We start from the raw sequence: 17,340 nt of genomic DNA on the forward strand, positions 1-17,340 counted from the left end.
CCGCCACCGCCCTCCCGACCCCTTCTAGCCCTCCGGCCACGTACCGGTCGGCCGCGTTTCGCGCCTTTGCAATCTCCGGCTGTCAGCCTGCTGGCTGAAGCTCCTTCATTTCTATACCGAGAACACCACTGTGATCGAGAATCTACGCAACATCGCCATCATCGCGCACGTCGACCATGGCAAGACCACCCTCGTCGACAAGCTGCTGCGCCTTTCCGGCACCCTGGACCGCAAAGAAGCGGAAAACGAGCGGGTGATGGACAGCAACGACCAGGAAAAGGAACGTGGCATCACCATCCTGGCCAAGAACACCGCGCTGAAGTGGGGCGACTACAACATCAACATCGTCGACACCCCCGGCCACGCCGACTTCGGTGGCGAGGTGGAGCGCGTGATGTCCATGGTCGACTCCGTGCTGCTGGTGGTCGACGCCCAGGACGGCCCCATGCCGCAGACCCGCTTCGTGACCCAGAAGGCCTTCAAGGCCGGCCTGCGTCCGATCGTGGTGGTCAACAAGATCGACCGTCCCGGCGCGCGTCCGGACTGGGTCATCGACCAGATCTTCGACCTGTTCGACAACCTCGGCGCCACCGATGAGCAGCTGGACTTCCCGATCGTCTACGCCAGCGCCCTGAACGGCATCGCCGGTCTGGACCACGAGAAGATGGACGACAACATGGATGCCCTGTTCCAGGCCATCGTCGACCACGTGCCGGCCCCCCAGGTCGACCTGGAAGGTCCCTTCCAGATGCAGATCTCCCAGCTGGACTACAACAGCTTCCTCGGCGTGATCGGCATCGGCCGCATCGCCCGTGGCCGCATCAAGGCCAACACCCCGGTCGTCGCCATCAGCGATGACGGCAGCAAGCGCAACGGTCGTATCCTCAAGATCATGGGCCATTCCGGCCTGCAGCGCGTGGAAGTGGCCGAAGCCGAAGCCGGCGACATCGTCTGCGTCTCGGGCATGGACGAGCTGTTCATCTCCGACACCCTGTGCGATCCGCAGAACGTCGAAGCCCGCCCGCCGCTGACCGTCGACCAGCCCACCGTGAGCATGACCTTCCAGGTCAACGACTCGCCGTTCGCCGGTCGTGAAGGCAAGTTCGTCACCAGCCGCAACATCAAGGACCGGCTGGAGAAGGAACTGCTGCACAACGTGGCCCTGCGCGTCGAGCCGGGCGAGTCGGCCGAGAAGTTCAAGGTCTCCGGCCGTGGTGAGCTGCACCTGTCGGTACTGATCGAGAACATGCGCCGCGAAGGCTTCGAGATGGCCGTGGGCCGTCCGGAAGTGGTGATCATCGAGAAGGACGGCGTGAAGCAGGAGCCCTACGAGAACGTCTCCATCGACATCGAAGAGCAGCACCAGGGCTCGGTGATGGAGCAGATGGGTCTGCGCAAGGGCGATCTGACCAACATGATCCCCGACGGCAAGGGCCGTATCCGCCTGGAATACACCATCCCGGCGCGTGGCCTGATCGGCTTCCGTAACAACTTCCTGACCCTGACCTCGGGCAGCGGCATCCTGACCTCGACCTTCAGCCACTACGGCCCGATCAAGGCCGGCGAAGTGACCAACCGTCAGAATGGCGTGCTGGTGTCCATGGCCACCGGTACCGCCCTGACCTACTCGCTGGAAACCCTGCAGAGCCGCGGCAAGCTGTTCCTGGCGCCGGGCGACGAGATCTACGAAGGCCAGCTGTGCGGCATCAACAGCCGTGACAACGACCTGGTGCTCAACCCCACCAAGGGCAAGAAGCTGGACAACATGCGCGCCTCGGGCAAGGACGAAGTCATCGCCCTGGTGCCGCCGATCAAGTTCACCCTCGAGCAGGCGCTGGAATTCATCGCCGACGACGAGCTGGTGGAAGTGACGCCGAAGTCCATCCGTCTGCGCAAGAAGTACCTGAACGAGAACGACCGCAAGCGCTTCGAGCGTTCCAAGGTCTGATCCCGCCCGGGTAGTACAGGAAAGCGCCTTCGGGCGCTTTTTTGTTGGCTGTTTTTCAGCGCGTGCGACGCGCGGAGCCAGTGGCTCTGCTAGGTTTGGTCTCATGGCTGCGCCACTCCGGACGGCCTCCTTGCAGGATGCTGCCATGCTCAAGACCACCCTCGTCGCCACCTTCACCCTGACCGGTATTTCGGTTTCGCCACGGCTCAGGCCGCCGGTTGCGGCACGCCGCGCAATGCCTTCGATACCGTCTATTGCGCCAGCAACCTGTTCGCCCAGAGCGACAAGTCGCTGAACCAGACCTATGGCGAGCTGCGCAAGCAGCTTCCGGCCGCTCAGCAGGCCGTGCTCAAGCAAAGCCAGCTGGCCTGGATCAAGCAGCGCGACAGCCAGTGCGCCCGCGAGGAGGCCGATGGCTACTTCGTCAATCTGGACTGCGCCGTCAGCCTGACCGACAGCCGCCTGGAGGTGCTCAAGGAACGCCTGCGCGAGTGCGCTAGCACCGGTTGCGAGGCGAGCAAGCTGGGGCAGTGAGGTAGCTGGCGGGACAGGGATCTCGCCGTTCCCTCACCCCAACCCTCTCCCAGAGGGTGAGGGGCTATCCGAGCGGGCGCTCAGCGTCGTCGCCCGGAGAAAATCGTAGCGTGGAAAACGGCCTTAGCCTTTTCCACTGGGGGTTCGCTGGCCAGGGACCCTCACCCCAACCCTCTCCCAGAGAGAGGGGGACTATTCGAGTGGGCGCTCAGCGTCGTCGCCCCCATGAGCGCTACCACTGGTTAGCAGCAGACTCGCCAGTCATGGCGGGCCGCCCTGGTCGAACTATCGACAGCCGTCTGGCGTGCCGTCCAGACGGCATGAACGTCTTGCAGGTTTTTGTTCACACCCAGATACAACGTCACAAAAACCGTCTAGCGTGGCGGCTACACGCCCTGACGCGTGCTCCGATAACAACAATCAAGGATGCAGGCATGACATCTTTTCTCCGGCAACGCCTGCCGCTGGCCATCGCCCTGGCCACGGCGCTCGCGGCAACCGCCCAGGCGGCTCCCAATCCCTACAGTGGCTTCACCGTGTTCGGCGACAGCCTGCTTGATGCCGGGCAGTTTCCCGACACCGGGGTCAATGGTGCCAGCCTCAGATTCACCAACCGTGTCGGGCCGGGCTACAGCCCGGCCAGCGGCGCGGTGACCGGACCGGTGTCCTCGATGCTGCTCGGCCAGCAACTGGGCTTCGATGTCCGTACCCTGGACGCCTCCACCTCGCTGATCAATCAGCGGATCGGCCTGAGCGATGGCGACAACTGGGCCACGGGTGGCTACACCACGGCGCAGATCCGCGACTCCATCACCGCTCGCAACGGCTCGGTGGTGGCGGTGGGTGGCCTGACCCTGCGCAGCCGGGACGGCTACCTGCCCGGACTTGCCAGCCAGGGTCTGAGTCTGGATCCCAATACCCTGTTCTACATCAGCGGCGGGGGTAACGACTTCCTCCAGGGATTGGTCACCTCGCCGGCCACCGCGGCAGCCGCGGCCAATCGCCTGGGTGACGGCGTCGCTGCCCTGCAGCAGGCCGGCGCCCGCTACATGGTGGTCTGGCTGCTGCCCGACATCGGCCAGACCCCGGCCCTGGCCGGTTCGCCGCAACAGGCGGCCAGCTCGGCCCTGAGCCGGGTCTACAACCAGGCGCTGGTGGCGCGCCTGGCCGGCATCGACGCCGAGATCATCGGCCTCAACGTGCCCCAGTTGCTGGCCGAGGTGGTGGCCGAGCCGGGGCGCTATGGCCTGGCCAGCGGGCAGAATCTGACCGGCACCTGCTTCAGCGGCGACAGCTGCACCCGCAATACCACCTATGGCCTGGGCGCGGCGGCGGCCGACCCCAGCCAGCTGCTGTTCAACGATCGCGTCCACCCGACCATCACCGGCCAGCGGCTGATCGCCGACTACGCCTATTCGCTACTGGCCGCACCCTGGGAGGTCACCCTGCTGCCGGAGATGGCCCAGTCCACCCTCAGGGCGCACCAGGACGGCCTGCACCAGCGCTGGCTGGGCGACTGGCATGCCTGGCAGCCGGTAGGGCGCTGGCAGGGCTATGTGGATACCAGTGCGCGGCGCCTGGACGTCGACGACCAGCGCAGCACCGCCGGCGGCGATGGCAACGGCTACAGCCTGGACCTGGGCGGTAGCTATCGACTCAGCGAGGAATGGCGCCTTGGTGTTGCCGCCGGGGTCGCGCGGCAACACCTGGAACCCGGTGCGGCCGATTCCGACTATCGTCTCAACAGCTATCTGCTCAGCGCCTTCGCCCAGTACCAGGGCGAGCGCCTCTGGGGCGATCTCACCGCCACCGGTGGGCGGCTGGACTATGACGACCTGAGCCGGCGCTTCGCCCTCGGCCCGACCACCCGCAGCGAGCAGGGCGATACCGACGGCGATCTGCGCGCCCTCTCGGCGCGCCTGGGCTATGACCTGGCAGCGGCCGGCAGTCCCTGGCACCTGAGTCCCTATCTCAGCGCCGACTATGCCCGTGTCCAGGTGGATGGCTACCGGGAGCGCGGCAACGACGCCACGGCACTGGAATTCGACGACCAGTCGAGCACCTCGCGGCGGCTGGGGCTGGGTCTGCAGGGGCGCTGGCAACTCGCACCGGCTACGGCGCTGTTCGCCGATCTGGGCCGCGAGCGGGAATTCGCCGACGGCACTCGCGATGTGACCATGCTCCTGAACAGCGTGCCAGGCCTGGACTACACCCTGGACGGCTATCAGCCCGACAGCGACCGCACCCGCCTGAGTCTGGGCGTGGTCCAGCGGCTGACGCCGGAGCTGACCCTGCGCGGCGGCTACAGCTATGCCGGTGCGGGCGATACCCACCAGCAGGGCGTGGGCCTGGGCCTGTCGCTGGACTTCTAAGCGCCGCGATCCGGGCAATGCTCACTGCGATGATGTCAGTGGGCAGTGCCGCTAGACTCGGCTGGGATCGCCCAGCCGCTGAATCTGCCAGTCGCGCAATTCGTCCAGCCGCCGCGGCGGGCACACCAGAAAGCCCTGCAGGAGATCGCACCCGGCCTGCTGCAGGCAGAGCTGCTTGAGTTCGGTGTCCACGCCCTCGGCAATGACCTGGGCATCGCGGGCATGGCAGAAGGCGATGAGCGCAACCAGGCTGGCCTGGTTGCCGGGTTGGCTGAGACGCTCGACGATGAGCCGGTCGAACTTGATGGTGTCGGCCGGATAGTCGGTGACCTGCTGAATGGAGGTGTAGCCCACGCCGAAATCGTCGATGGCCACGCGAAAGCCCTCGGCGCGCAATTCGTGCAGCAGCCCCAGGGTGCGCTCGTTCAACTCGGCAGCGAAGGTCTCGGTGAATTCCAGTTCCAGGTGGGCCGGATCGACGCCGTGGTGGCGCACCCGCTCGCGCAGGTAGGGCACGATGTCGGCCTGATCCAGTTGCGCGGACGACAGGTTGACGGACAGCACCAGGTCGGTGCCCAGCACCTCTTGCAGCGCGGGATACTCGCGGCAGGCTTGGTCCACGACCCAGCGGTCGATCCAGCGGAAGTGCCCCTGGCGTTCGGCGATGGGGATGAATTCCGCCGGTGACACCGGGCCGAGGCGCGGCGAATTCCAGCGCAGCAGGGTTTCGGCGGAGCGCACCTGGCCGTTGCTGTCCACCGCCGGCATGTAGACGAGGTGGAATTCCTCGTCCGGATTCATCCGCCGCAGGTGCTCGTCCAGCAGATCCTGGCGGCGCTGGCGCGCGGCCAGTTCCGGGGTGAAATGCACCAGGCGATTGCCGCCTTCGTTCTTCGCCCGCTCCAGGGCCAGGTCGGCCTGGGCCAGCAGGTCGGCCAGATCCAGCGGCGCCTCGGGAGTCGCCAGGCCGATGCTCAGGGTCACCGCATAGCGACGTTCGCCCACCAGGGTGCCGTTGTCATAGTTCTGCTGCAGCTGCTGGCCCAGGGCGAGGGCATCGGTCGCCGCTGCCGGGCCGCGCAGCAGGATGGCAAATTCATCGCCCGCCAGGCGGGTAAACACCAGCTCGTTGCCGGCCTGATAGGCCTCGAGCTGTTGCTGGGTCTGCCGGGCCACGGCCTGCAGCAGTTCATCGCCTACCTCGTGGCTGAATCTGTCGTTCACCGACTTGAAATGGTCCAGGCCGAAATAGAGCAGGGAGATACGGCGACCGTCCGGCTTGCCCGCCAGCCAGGATTCGCCCATGAGCTGGAAATAGCGGCGGTTGCCGATCTGGGTGAGGACGTCGGTGCGCAAGGCCGTGCGCAATTGCGCCAGGATGGCCAGGTTGTTGTCGTGCAGGCGCTTCATGTTGGCGCCCAGGTGACCGATCTCGCCGGGTTCGTCGCCGGTTTCGAGCGCCTGGCGCTGGCCTTCCAGCACCTCCGTGAGCTGGCTGTCCAGGCGGGCGATGGGTTGGGTGATGTAGCGGCGGATCAGCACGATCAGCACCAGGATGCAGGCCAGGGTCACCAGCAGGCCGCCGCTGAAGTAGGCGATCGCCAGGCGGCGCAATTCCTTGTCCAGGCGTCCCGGGTCCGGGGTCAGGCGTACATAGAGATCAGGCGCCAACCGCTCGATGGCACTGAAGTCGCGGGTGCGGGTGAGCGGTGTCCGGCTGAATTCCAGGCGGGCGCCATAGCTCTGTTCCAGGCTGCGGCGCAGGGTCTCCATCCGGTCCGGGCTGACCGCCAGCTGCAGCGTCATCGCCAGGCCGCGCTGCCCCGGCAGGGGTGGCCCGGCGGTGCTGGGCAGTAGCGAGGTGGTCGCCACCAGCAGTGAACGTCCCTGCTCGTCGAGCAGATAGTCGCGCCGTTCCAGCGGACCGTTCGGCTCCCGGGCCAGGCGTGCGAGCAACTGGCGCTGGACACCGCTCAGCTGGGCGAAGGGATCGCCGCTGCGCTCGTAGTAGTAGGCCAGGCTGAGATCGGGGCGGGCGATCGCCAGGGAGATGTGGCTGGGTGCATCGTCGCCGGCCAGCTGGCGCACCGCCAGTTGCAGCTGGGTACCCAGGGCCTCGTTGCGATAGGGCACCTCGGTCTGCCGCAGGAAGTTGCCCAGGGCGGCGCTGTTGGACAGGGCATAGAGCAGGTTGCGGCTGAAGTGATCGTACTCGCGATAGGTGGTTTCCAGTGCCGCCAGGTCGTGGTTGAGCCGCGAACGTTCGAGGCCGATCACCGCCTCGCGCTGCACCGTGTAGCCCAGCCCCACCAGGGTCAGGCTGCAGAGCAGGGCGACCGGCAGGATCAGCAGCAGGGCGCGCCTATTGAGCGTCATGGCGACCTACCAGAGCGCTGCCGATGCGTTGCCGGGTCTGGAAGGTGTCGGGTGCACCTTCACGAAAGACCTGGCTGCGGGCAAGCACGTCGTCGGGGGGGAACAGGCTGGGATCCTGGCGCAGGTCTGCCGGCAGCAGGCGCAGGGCGCCGGCGTTGGGGGTCGCCAGGTGCAGTTCCTCGGTCGCCAGCACGGCGTTGCGCGGCTCGTTGAGGAAATCGATGAAGCGCCAGGCGGCCGCCTGGTGCCGGGAGCTGCTGAGCAGGGCCACGCAGTCCACCCATAGCAGGCTGCCTTCGCGGGGCGTGACGAAGCGCCAGGGCTGTCCGGGGGTCGCGGCATTGAGCAGGTGCTGGTCGCCGCTGTAGCCCAGGGCCAGTTCGAGGCGATCGCTGTAGGCCGGATTGCGCAGGGCGCTGACCACGTACTGATAGGTCAGCACCGCCGGGGCCTGGGCCTTGAGCAGGGCGAAGCTGCGTCGGAGCAGCTCGGGATCGTCGCTGTTGATGGCGGCGCCCAGGGTGATCAGGGGCGGTACCAGCAGATCGTCGTGGTCTTCGAGCATGGCGATATGGCCGTGCAGGGCCGGCTCCGGCTGCAGCAGCGGCTGCCAGGAAGAGGGCGCCTGGGCCAGGCGATCGCTGCGATAGAGCAGACCCAGGGTGCCCCAGACGTAGGGCACGGCATAGTCGCCGCAACTCTGGCGCCAGCGTGGATCGAGCTCGCGCAGATGCGGCAGGCGCTGGGGGTCGATGCGGGTCAGCAGGCCGTCCTGGCCGAGGCGGGTGGCGCTGACCTCGTTGATCACTACCAGGTCTAGATCGACATCGCCGCGCGCCAGGGTCGCGTCGCGCACGTCACTGCTGTCGAAATGGATTTCCTGCACGCTGGAATGGGCCTTGGCCCAGCGCTGCAGCAGGGTGCCGCTGAAGTAGCCTTCCCAGGTATAGAGCCGCAAGGACTCGGCAGCCGCCACGGGTGACGCGGGCAGCCCGGTAAGCACCAGGCTGCAGACAAGGGGGAGGCAGTAGCGCATGCGGACGACTCGGCGGCAAGGACTGACTTAACTAGGAGGGGCCGAAAGGCCCTGGCGTTCACCCCGGGAACGTCGAGGCTCTTGCCAGTCTAGGAGTCCGCTGGGTATTCGCCAGCCGCGGTGCCGTCTATCGCAGGTGTTGGGCCTTTCTCAGTTCTGCAGCGGTGCCACGCCGGCACGCTGATGGGCGCGGGTCCAGGGCTTCTGCTCGTCGGCGAATTTCACCGCCAGCCGTTCCAGCACCCGTTGCGTCGGGGCGTTGGTGCCGTGCAGCAGCAACAGGGGCAATAGCAGCAGGCTGGCGCCCAATGCGGCCTGGCGCGGTCTGAGGTTGACCTCCTGGCCCCGCAGCCGCCACAGCAGGCTGCCGCTGGCGGCGTAGCCGATGGGCAGGCCGGTCACCACTTCCGAGATCGAGTGATAGCCCAGCACCACCCGCGAGACGGCGATGAGCAGGGCGCACAGCGCGCCGAGGGCGGCTGCGCTCAGCCGCAGCGCCGGCCGCGCCCGGCTGGCCAGCAGCCAGCCGAGGACCGGCAGCACGCTGCCAACCAGCATGGAGTGGCCGCTGAAGCCGGTGAAGTCCAGGCGGGGGATGCCCAGGCCCCAGCCGAAGAAGGCGATCTTCGACAGGGCAACGCTGAGACCGGCGGCACCAAACAGCAGCAGCCAGAGCAGCGCCGCCCGCGCGGACAGACCGGCCAGCAGCCAGAGCGCGATCAGCACGGCGCAGGGAAGCATCACCGAAGAATCGCCGAAGTTGGTGATGAACAGCCACATGGATAAGCAGACTCCTGGGGAAGACGAGGCATTCTGACCATCAGATGCCCAGAGGTTGCATCGCGCGTGCCAGGCTGTGGACTGGCGCAAGAAAGCGCTGGGATCCCGCGTGCAGACCCAGAAAAAAGCCCCGGCACCAGCGGTGGCGGGGCTGTTTGCCGGGAGGCGGGTTACAGCCCGGCGGCGGCGCGCAGGGCGGCGGCGCGGTCGGTGCGTTCCCAGGTGAAGGTGGTGAAGGTGTCGTCGCCCACGGTGACTTCCTGCGGGTGGCGGCCGAAGTGGCCATAGGCCGCGGTGGCCTGGTACATCGGGTGCAGCAGGTCGAGCATGGTGGTGATGGCGTAGGGGCGCAGGTCGAAGTGCTCGCGCACCAGCTGCACGATCTTCTCATCGCTGATCTTGGCGGTGCCGAAGGTGTTGATCGAGATGGAGGTGGGCTGGGCCACGCCGATGGCGTAGGACACCTGGATCTCGCAACGCTCGGCCAGGCCGGCGGCGACGATGTTCTTGGCCACGTAGCGACCGGCGTAGGCGGCGCTGCGGTCGACCTTGGACGGGTCCTTGCCGGAGAAGGCGCCACCGCCGTGACGGGCCATGCCGCCGTAGCTGTCGACGATGATCTTGCGGCCGGTCAGACCGCAGTCACCCACCGGGCCGCCGATGATGAACTGGCCGGTCGGGTTGATGTGGAACTGGGTGTCCTTGTGCAGCAGCTCGGCGGGGATGACGTGCTTGACGATCAGCTCCATCACGGCTTCGCGCAGGTCGGCGTACTTGACCTCGGGATTGTGCTGGGTGGACAGCACGATGGCGTCGATGCCGACCACCTTGCCGCCGTCGTAGCGGCAGGTCACCTGGGACTTGGCGTCCGGACGCAGCCAGGGCAGCAGGCCCGACTTGCGTGCCTCGGCCTGACGTTCCACCAGGCGGTGGGAGAAGGTGATGGGCGCGGGCATCAGCACATCGGTCTCGTTGCAGGCATAGCCGAACATCAGGCCCTGGTCACCGGCGCCCTGGTCTTCCGGCTTGCTGCGATCGACGCCCTGGGCGATGTCCACCGACTGCTTGCCGATGATGTTGACGATGCCGCAGGTGGCGCCGTCGAAGCCCACGTCCGAGCTGTCGTAGCCGATGTCGACGATGACGTCGCGCACCAGTTGCTCCAGGTCGACCCAGGCGGAGGTGGTCACCTCACCGGCGACGATGGCCACACCGGTCTTGACCAGGGTCTCGCAGGCCACGCGGGCGTGCTTGTCCTGGGTGATGATGGCGTCGAGCACGGCATCGGAGATCTGGTCGGCGATCTTGTCCGGATGGCCTTCGGACACGGACTCGGAGGTGAACAGGGAATATTCGCTCATCGAATGGTTCCTAAATTACCAGGGGGTAGGGGCCCGCAGGCCGGTCGAGACAGCAGTTTCCTTGCTGGGACATGACGCCCTTGAGCGTCGGGTCCGCCCGCCACTGGCCAGTTGGCCTCATGACGGGGTGTTTCCCTGATCCGGGCGCGCGAACTGGCGCACCTGGATCTGAAAGCCGTTGCGCAGGCCGAGGTAGAGGCTTTCGCCCGCCTGCAGGCCGGCGGCCTGGGCCCAGCGCGCCAGTTCGTCCTGGTCGAAGCCCAGCCAGAGATCGCCACAGGCGGCGCGCGCCCAGGTCTGGTCGTGGGGACAGAGGTCGGTGATCACCAGGCTGCCACCCGGCGCCACGCGCCGGGCCAGTTGCTGCAGGGCTTCCGCCGGTGCGGCCAGATGGTGCAGGACCATGTTGAGGACCACGCAGTCGGCCGCGGGCAGCGGCTCGGCGAGGGCGTCGGCCAGTTGCAGTTCGACATGGGCGAGACCGTCGCGCTGGCAGCGCTGACGCGCCAGTTCGAGCATGGCCGGGCTGTTGTCCACCGCCACCACCCGGGCGAAGCGCCGCGCCAGGTCCGGCAGGAAGGCGCCGTCGCCCGGGCCCACTTCCAGGGCGCAGCCGCGCGGATCCAGGGCCAGGGCGTCCAGCAGGCTGAGCAGGCCGTCGCGATACTGCGGCAGGCTGGCGATGAGGTCCTGCTGGGCCTGGAATTTTTCCGCCACCCGGGCGAAGAAGTCGCGACTCACCGCCGCGCGCTGGGCATGCACCTCGCCGATCCGCGTCTGCACGGCGCCGGGCAGGGCCAGGCTGTCCACCTCTTCGAGCAGGGCGGCGTGCAGGGCGCCTCCCAGGCTGCCGGGACGCGGCAGGGCGCGGCGATAGAAGATGGCATTGCCCTCGCGGCGGGTGGCCACCAGCTGCGCCTGGGCCAGCACCTTGAGGTGGTGGCTGATGCCGGACTGGCCGGTGGCGAAGATCTGTGCCAGTTCCAGCACGCCGAAGGAGGCGCTGTGCAAGGCGCGCAGGACGTTCAGGCGCAGGGGATCGCCACCGGCCTTGCACAGGGCGGCTAGGGTGTCTCCTGGTTCCTGGCCGAGCGCCGGCACGCGTAGGGGATTCATGGGGCGCTAGTCTAGAGACCCGTCCCGAGCCTCGCAAGAAAAGCATCAAAAAGTTTTGATACTTGTCCGCAGCGGCTGGCCGCGCATACCTTCGCCGAGGAAGGTAAGATGCCGGGGCCTTTTGCTCAGCGGTCTTCGCGGCGTTGCGGTAACGATCGCGAGCCTCGCGCGTCCAACCTGCAGCCCCCTTCCAGGAGTGTCACCGGGTAACCCATGTCCGTTCAGCCACCCTCTCCTTCCGCGCCTGCTGCCGGCACGCGCCTGGTGATCTGCGAGCACTGCGATTCGGTGCATCGCCTCGAACCCCTCGCGGTGGGTGAGCGGGCGCATTGCCTGCGCTGTGGTGCCTTGCTCTATCGCGCCAGCCGGCTGGATATCCAGGGTCTGCTGGCGCTGGCGATCGCCGCGGCGGTGCTGTTCGTGATCGCCAATGTCGGGCCGATCCTGCAACTCAGCTTTCGCGGCCTGCACAGCGAGGCGACCCTGCTGGAATCGGTGGTCGCCATGAGTCGCGGCTTCGCCGGCCCCATGGCGCTGGTGGTGGCCATGACCCTGTTCGTGGTGCCGCTGCTGCAGATCGTCCTGCTGCTCTGGGTGCTCGGCTTCGCCCAGCTCGGCCGCCGCGCGCCCGGCTTCGCCACGGCCATGGTCACCCTGCATTACCTACGGCCCTGGAGCATGATCGAGGTCTTCGTGCTCGGCGCCCTGGTGGCGGTGATCAAGCTCGCCGGGCTGCTGCACGTGGTGGTGGGCCTGGGGCTGTTCGGCATGGTCGGGCTGATGGTGGTCCTCTTGATCATCGCCAAGCGCGACCTGCACCCGCTGTGGGACGCCGTCGGGGAGCGTGAGCCGTGACCGCGCCCCAGCTGCCGCCACGCGCCGACGAACTCGGCCTGTGCCTCTGCCACGTCTGCGGCAAGGTCTGCAGCGCGCCGCGCCGGCACAAGGCCGGCTGCCCGCGCTGCGGCTCGGCGCTGCACCGGCGCAAGCCGAACGTCTATGCCAAGACCTGGGCCTATCTGCTCGCCGCGCTGATCCTCTATATCCCGGCCAATACCCTGCCGGTGATGTTCACCGGTACCCTGGGCCGCGGCACGGAAAGCACCATCCTCGAAGGGGTGATCGAATTCTGGGAGAACGGCTCCTGGGGCGTCGCCCTGGTGATCTTCATCGCCAGCGTGGCGGTGCCCTCCATCAAGTTTCTGGTGCTCGGCACCCTGCTGGTGACCTGCCAGCGCCGCAGCGACTGGGCCACCGCCCAGCGTGCCCGGCTCTATCGCTTCGTCGAGCTGATCGGCTACTGGTCGATGCTCGACGTGATCGTGGTGGCCCTGGTCTCGGCACTGGTGCACTTCGGTGCCCTGAGTTCAGCGGCGCCGCGCCTGGGTATCGTGTTCTTTGGTTTCGTGGTGGTGCTGACGATGCTCGCCGCGATGAGTTTCGATCCCCGCTTGATCTGGGATGCAGAGGTGAACGATGACGGACAGGCATGAACCCGACGCCCTGGCGCCTACCCCCGAGGTACGCCGCAGTCGCTGGAGCGTATCGCTGATCTGGCTGGTGCCCATCGTGGCGGCCCTGATCGGGCTGTCCATGGTGATCCACAGCTGGGCCTCGCGCGGTCCGACCATCACGGTGACCTTTCTCACCGCCGAGGGCCTGGAAGCCGGCAAGACCCAGGTCAAGTACAAGAACGTGGTGATCGGCACCGTCAGCGACATCCAGCTGGCGCCGGATCGCAACCGGGTGATCACCACCATCGAGCTGGAAAAGTCCGCCGAGGGCTTCGCCACCAAGGACGCGCGCTTCTGGGTGGTGCGCCCGCGCTTCGGCGTCAATGGCGTCTCGGGGGTCGACACCCTGGTGTCGGGCGCCTTCATCGGCGCCGACATCGGCGATTCCAGCGAATCCCATCGCGACTTCCGCGGTCTGGAGCAGCCGCCGGCGCTGATCCACGGGGCCTCGGGCAAGAGATTCATCGTCACCGCCGACGACATCGGCTCGCTGGACGTCGGCTCGCCGGTCTATTACCGGCGCATCCAGGTTGGCCGGGTGGTGTCCTTCCACCTCAATCCGGATGGCAAGGGCGTCAGCGCCCAAGTCTTCATCGATTCGCCCTACGACCGCTTCGTCACCGCCAACAGCCGCTTCTGGAACGCCAGCGGCGTCGATGTCTCGCTCAGCGCCTCCGGGCTCAAGCTCAATACCCAGTCGCTGGCCACGGTGGTGGCGGGCGGCATCGCCTTCGTCACCCCGGAATGGCCGAAGGATCCGCAGGAGGCCCAGGAAGACCAGAGTTTCACCCTGTTCGACGACCAGACCAGCGCCCTGGCCCCGCCGGATGGCGAGCCCTTCTATGTACGGATGAGATTCCAGCAGTCGCTGCGCGGGCTGTCGACCGGAGCGCCGGTGGAATTCCTCGGCATGAACGTCGGCCGGGTGGTGTCCCTGGCCCCCGACTACGAGGACAGCCAGGATCGCTTCTCGCTGATCGTCGGCGCGGTCATCTATCCCCAGCGGCTGGGTGACGTCGGCAAGCGCATCGAGACCAAGGACCGCGACGGCAAGCTGTTCGCCGGCTGGGTGGCCCGTGGCCTGCGCGCCCAGGCCCGCACCGGCAACCTGCTGACCGGCCAGCTCTACATCTCCGTCGACTTCGTGCCCAATGCGCCCAAGGTCGCCTTCGATCCCCAGGCCAAGCCGCTGTCGATTCCCACCGTCACCGGCAGCTTCGATCGCCTGCAGGAGCAGATGGCCGGCATCGTCAACAAGATCGACAAGATCCCCTTCGATTCCATCGGCAAGAATCTCGACACCAGCCTGGCCCAGCTCGGCGGCACCCTCAAGCAGCTCAACGCCGGGGTCCTGCCGCAACTGACCACCACCCTGATGGGCGTGCAGCAGCTCACCGGCAGCGCCAGCCAGAGCCTGGGCGCCGATTCGCCGGTGCAGCAGAATCTGACCCAGACCCTCGAAGAGATGCAGCGCATGGCGCGTTCCCTGCGCGTGTTCGGCGACTACCTCGGTCGCCATCCGGAATCCCTGATCCGCGGTCTGGTGACCGATCCGCCGCCCAAGTTCGAGCCGGGCTCCCGCGATCCTGCCAAAGGAAAACTGCAATGAAGCGCCTGACCTGCCTGGCTCTGCCCCTGCTGCTGGCCGCCTGTTCATCCAAGGCGCCGCTCAACTACCACACCCTGACCAGCGCCGCGGAACCCGCGACCCAGGCGCGCACCGCGAATTTCCGCTTCGCCCTGCAGGGCGTCTCGGTCCCGCCGCAGGTGGATCAGCCACAACTGGTGGTCCGCCAGGGCGACGGCATCGCCCTGCTGGAGAACGAACGCTGGATCGCGCCCCTGGCCGACGAGGTGCGCAGCGCCCTGTCCGCCGACCTGTCCCGGGACCTCGGTACCCTAGACCTGGGCGATGCCCCGCGCGGCAGTGGTACCCCGGTGCTGCGCATCAAGGTGGATCTGCAGCGCTTCGATTCGCAGCCCGGGCGTGGCGTCCAGCAGGACGCGCTCTGGACCCTGCGCCTGGCCGAACCGGGCGGGGAGCGGGTGCTCACCTGTGGCAGCCGGATCAGCCAGCCCGCCGGCGGCTCCTATGCCGAGGTCGTGGCGGCGCACCGCCAGGCCCTGGCGACCCTGGCCAGGCGCATCGAACCGGTGGCACGCGCCTTCGTGGTCGACGGCGCGACGGTCTGCCCGGCGGGCTGAGGCGACCGCGCCGATTGCTGGAAGTGCCCTGGCTGGGCCAGAATAACGGCCCCTTCGCTCTGCCTCTGCCAGGAGACACCGCAATGCCCAGCCGTCGTGATCGAGCCAACGCCATCCGCGCCCTCAGCATGGATGCCGTGCAAAAGGCCAACAGTGGCCACCCCGGCGCCCCCATGGGCATGGCCGACATCGCCGAGGTGCTCTGGCACGATCAGCTCAAGCACAACCCTGGCAATCCCCTGTGGGCCGACCGCGACCGCTTCGTGCTGTCCAACGGCCACGGCTCCATGCTCATCTATTCGCTGCTGCACCTGTCCGGCTACGACCTGTCCATCGACGATCTGAAGAATTTCCGGCAGCTGCACAGCAAGACCCCGGGCCACCCCGAATACGGCTACGCCCCGGGTATCGAGACCACCACCGGCCCCCTGGGTCAGGGCATCGCCAACGCCGTGGGCTTCGCCCTGGCGGAAAAGGTCATGGCCGCCCAGTTCAACCGTGACGGCCACCGGATCGTCGACCACCACACCTACGCCTTCCTCGGCGATGGCTGCATGATGGAAGGCATCTCCCACGAGGTCTGCTCCCTGGCCGGCACCCTGGGCCTGTCCAAGCTGATCGCCTTCTACGACGACAACGGCATCTCCATCGATGGCGAGGTCGAAGGCTGGTTCACCGACGACACCCCCAAGCGCTTCGAGAGCTACGGCTGGCAGGTGATCCGCAACGTCGACGGCCATGACGCCGACGAGATCCAGACCGCCCTGGACACCGCGCGCAAGAGCGACAAGCCCACCCTGATCTGCTGCAAGACCGTGATCGGCTACGGCGCGCCGCACAAGCAGGGCAAGGAAGAGTGCCACGGTGCGCCGCTGGGCAACGACGAGATCCAGGCCGCCCGCGAGCTGCTCGGCTGGGCCCATGCGCCCTTCGAGATTCCCGCCGACATCTATGCCGAGTGGAGCGCCAAGGAGCGCGGCGCCGCCGCCGAGGCCGAGTGGAACGAGCGGTTCGCCGCCTACGCCCAGGCCCATCCGCAATTGGCCGCCGAGTTCAAGCGCCGCATGGCCGGTGATCTGCCCGCCGATTTCGCCGAGCGCGCCGCCGCCTTCATCCAGGACGTCGCCAGCAAGGGCGAGACCATCGCCAGCCGCAAGGCCAGCCAGAACGCCCTGCAGTTCTTTGGTCCGCTGCTGCCCGAACTGCTCGGCGGTTCCGCCGACCTGGCCGGCTCCAACCTGACCCTGTGGAAGGGCGCCCAGGGCGTCACCGCCGAAGACGCCAGCGGCAACTATGTCCACTACGGCGTGCGTGAATTCGGCATGAGCGCCATCATGAATGGCGTCGCCCTGCACGGCGGCCTGGTGCCCTATGGCGCCACCTTCCTGATGTTCATGGAATACGCCCGCAACGCGGTGCGCATGTCGGCGCTGATGAAGCAGCGGGTGCTCTATGTCTTCACCCACGACTCCATCGGTCTCGGCGAAGACGGCCCCACCCACCAGCCGGTGGAGCAACTGGCCTCGCTGCGCTACACCCCCAACCTGGACACCTGGCGTCCGGCCGACGCGGTGGAATCCGCCATCGCCTGGACCTCGGCCCTGGAGCGTCGCGACGGTCCCAGCGCGCTGATCTTCTCGCGCCAGAACCTGACCCACAGCGTGCGTGACGCCGCCACCCTGGGCAACGCCGCCCGTGGCGGCTACGTGCTCAAGGACTGCAACGGCGAACCCGAGCTGATCCTCATCGCCACCGGCTCCGAAGTCGGCCTGGCGGTGCAGGCCTATGACCGCCTGACCGCCGAAGGTCGCCAGGTGCGCGTGGTCTCCATGCCCAGCACCAGCGTCTTCGACCGCCAGAGTCCCGAGTACCGCCAGCAGGTCCTGCCGGTGGAAGTCGGCGCGCGCATCGCCATCGAGGCCGGCATCGCCGACTTCTGGTACAAGTACGTCGGTCTCGACGGTCGTATCATCGGCATGCACACCTACGGCGAATCCGCGCCGGCGGCGGCGCTGTTCGAGCACTTCGGCTTCACTCTGGACAACGTCCTGGCGGTGGCCGGCGAGTTGCTGGAAGACTGAATCCTGCTGCGGTAATC

13 protein-coding genes are annotated in these 17,340 nt (G+C 67.3%); 8 read left to right on the forward strand and 5 right to left on the reverse strand.

The window, feature by feature from the left end; all coding sequences use genetic code 11:
• The first annotated feature begins 130 nt into the window (after positions 1 to 130).
• The 3 genes from typA to GSQ95_RS03785 all read left to right on the forward strand — a co-directional run bounded on the left by typA (position 131) and on the right by GSQ95_RS03785 (position 4,854).
• Positions 131 to 1,948: a translational GTPase TypA gene (typA, locus tag GSQ95_RS03775; RefSeq protein ID WP_133860504.1), complete on the forward strand. Its 1,818-nt coding sequence runs from the start codon at positions 131 to 133 to the stop codon at positions 1,946 to 1,948.
• A 291-nt stretch (positions 1,949 to 2,239) separates the two neighbouring features.
• Positions 2,240 to 2,482: a lysozyme inhibitor LprI family protein gene (locus GSQ95_RS26390; RefSeq protein WP_256664470.1), complete on the forward strand. Its 243-nt coding sequence runs from the start codon at positions 2,240 to 2,242 to the stop codon at positions 2,480 to 2,482.
• Positions 2,483 to 2,916: 434 nt separating this feature from the next.
• Positions 2,917 to 4,854, forward strand: coding sequence for an autotransporter domain-containing SGNH/GDSL hydrolase family protein (locus tag GSQ95_RS03785; protein WP_158890153.1), 1,938 nt, complete (start codon positions 2,917 to 2,919; stop codon positions 4,852 to 4,854).
• Positions 4,855 to 4,905: 51 nt separating this feature from the next.
• On the opposite strand, the gene GSQ95_RS03790 is transcribed toward GSQ95_RS03785, so the two are convergent.
• The 5 genes from GSQ95_RS03790 to GSQ95_RS03810 all read right to left on the reverse strand — a co-directional run bounded on the left by GSQ95_RS03790 (position 4,906) and on the right by GSQ95_RS03810 (position 11,523).
• Complete coding sequence (locus tag GSQ95_RS03790) at positions 4,906 to 7,230, reverse strand: bifunctional diguanylate cyclase/phosphodiesterase (RefSeq protein WP_158890151.1); 2,325 nt, start codon at positions 7,228 to 7,230, stop codon at positions 4,906 to 4,908.
• On the reverse strand, positions 7,217 to 8,266 hold the full coding sequence (locus GSQ95_RS03795) for a spermidine/putrescine ABC transporter substrate-binding protein (protein WP_158890149.1): 1,050 nt from the start codon (positions 8,264 to 8,266) through the stop codon (positions 7,217 to 7,219). The genes GSQ95_RS03790 and GSQ95_RS03795 overlap by 14 nt, the downstream gene beginning before the upstream one ends.
• Positions 8,267 to 8,416: 150 nt before the next feature.
• The gene (locus GSQ95_RS03800) at positions 8,417 to 9,046 is read right to left on the reverse strand and encodes a phosphatase PAP2 family protein (RefSeq protein ID WP_158890147.1); all 630 of its coding nucleotides are present in this window, start codon (positions 9,044 to 9,046) and stop codon (positions 8,417 to 8,419) included.
• A 170-nt stretch (positions 9,047 to 9,216) separates the two neighbouring features.
• Complete coding sequence (gene metK / locus GSQ95_RS03805) at positions 9,217 to 10,407, reverse strand: methionine adenosyltransferase (RefSeq protein WP_158890145.1); 1,191 nt, start codon at positions 10,405 to 10,407, stop codon at positions 9,217 to 9,219.
• A gap of 117 nt (positions 10,408 to 10,524) precedes the next feature.
• Complete coding sequence (locus GSQ95_RS03810) at positions 10,525 to 11,523, reverse strand: metalloregulator ArsR/SmtB family transcription factor (protein ID WP_133860510.1); 999 nt, start codon at positions 11,521 to 11,523, stop codon at positions 10,525 to 10,527.
• 213 nt (positions 11,524 to 11,736) lie between these two features.
• Between GSQ95_RS03810 and GSQ95_RS03815 the strand changes: the two genes are divergently transcribed.
• The 5 genes from GSQ95_RS03815 to tkt all read left to right on the forward strand — a co-directional run bounded on the left by GSQ95_RS03815 (position 11,737) and on the right by tkt (position 17,323).
• The gene (locus GSQ95_RS03815; protein ID WP_133860511.1) at positions 11,737 to 12,378 is read left to right on the forward strand and encodes a paraquat-inducible protein A; all 642 of its coding nucleotides are present in this window, start codon (positions 11,737 to 11,739) and stop codon (positions 12,376 to 12,378) included.
• Positions 12,375 to 13,016 carry a paraquat-inducible protein A gene (locus GSQ95_RS03820; protein ID WP_133860512.1) on the forward strand — a complete coding sequence of 214 codons (642 nt, stop codon included), beginning with the start codon at positions 12,375 to 12,377 and terminating at the stop codon, positions 13,014 to 13,016. Before GSQ95_RS03815 ends, GSQ95_RS03820 begins: the two co-directional genes overlap by 4 nt.
• Positions 13,000 to 14,646, forward strand: a complete 1,647-nt coding sequence (locus tag GSQ95_RS03825; RefSeq protein ID WP_158890143.1) for an intermembrane transport protein PqiB — start codon at positions 13,000 to 13,002, stop codon at positions 14,644 to 14,646. The genes GSQ95_RS03820 and GSQ95_RS03825 overlap by 17 nt, the downstream gene beginning before the upstream one ends.
• Positions 14,643 to 15,242 (forward strand): membrane integrity-associated transporter subunit PqiC, encoded by a 600-nt coding sequence (locus GSQ95_RS03830; protein WP_158890141.1) that lies wholly within the window; start codon positions 14,643 to 14,645, stop codon positions 15,240 to 15,242. The genes GSQ95_RS03825 and GSQ95_RS03830 overlap by 4 nt, the downstream gene beginning before the upstream one ends.
• An 83-nt stretch (positions 15,243 to 15,325) precedes the next feature.
• Positions 15,326 to 17,323, forward strand: a complete 1,998-nt coding sequence (gene tkt / locus GSQ95_RS03835) for a transketolase (protein WP_133860515.1) — start codon at positions 15,326 to 15,328, stop codon at positions 17,321 to 17,323.
• Positions 17,324 to 17,340: the final 17 nt, after the last annotated feature.

Origin of the sequence: Pseudomonas sp. BAV 4579 (assembly GCF_009765395.1) — a bacterium.
GTDB classification, from domain to species: Bacteria; Pseudomonadota; Gammaproteobacteria; order Pseudomonadales; family Pseudomonadaceae; genus Chryseomonas; species Chryseomonas aestiva.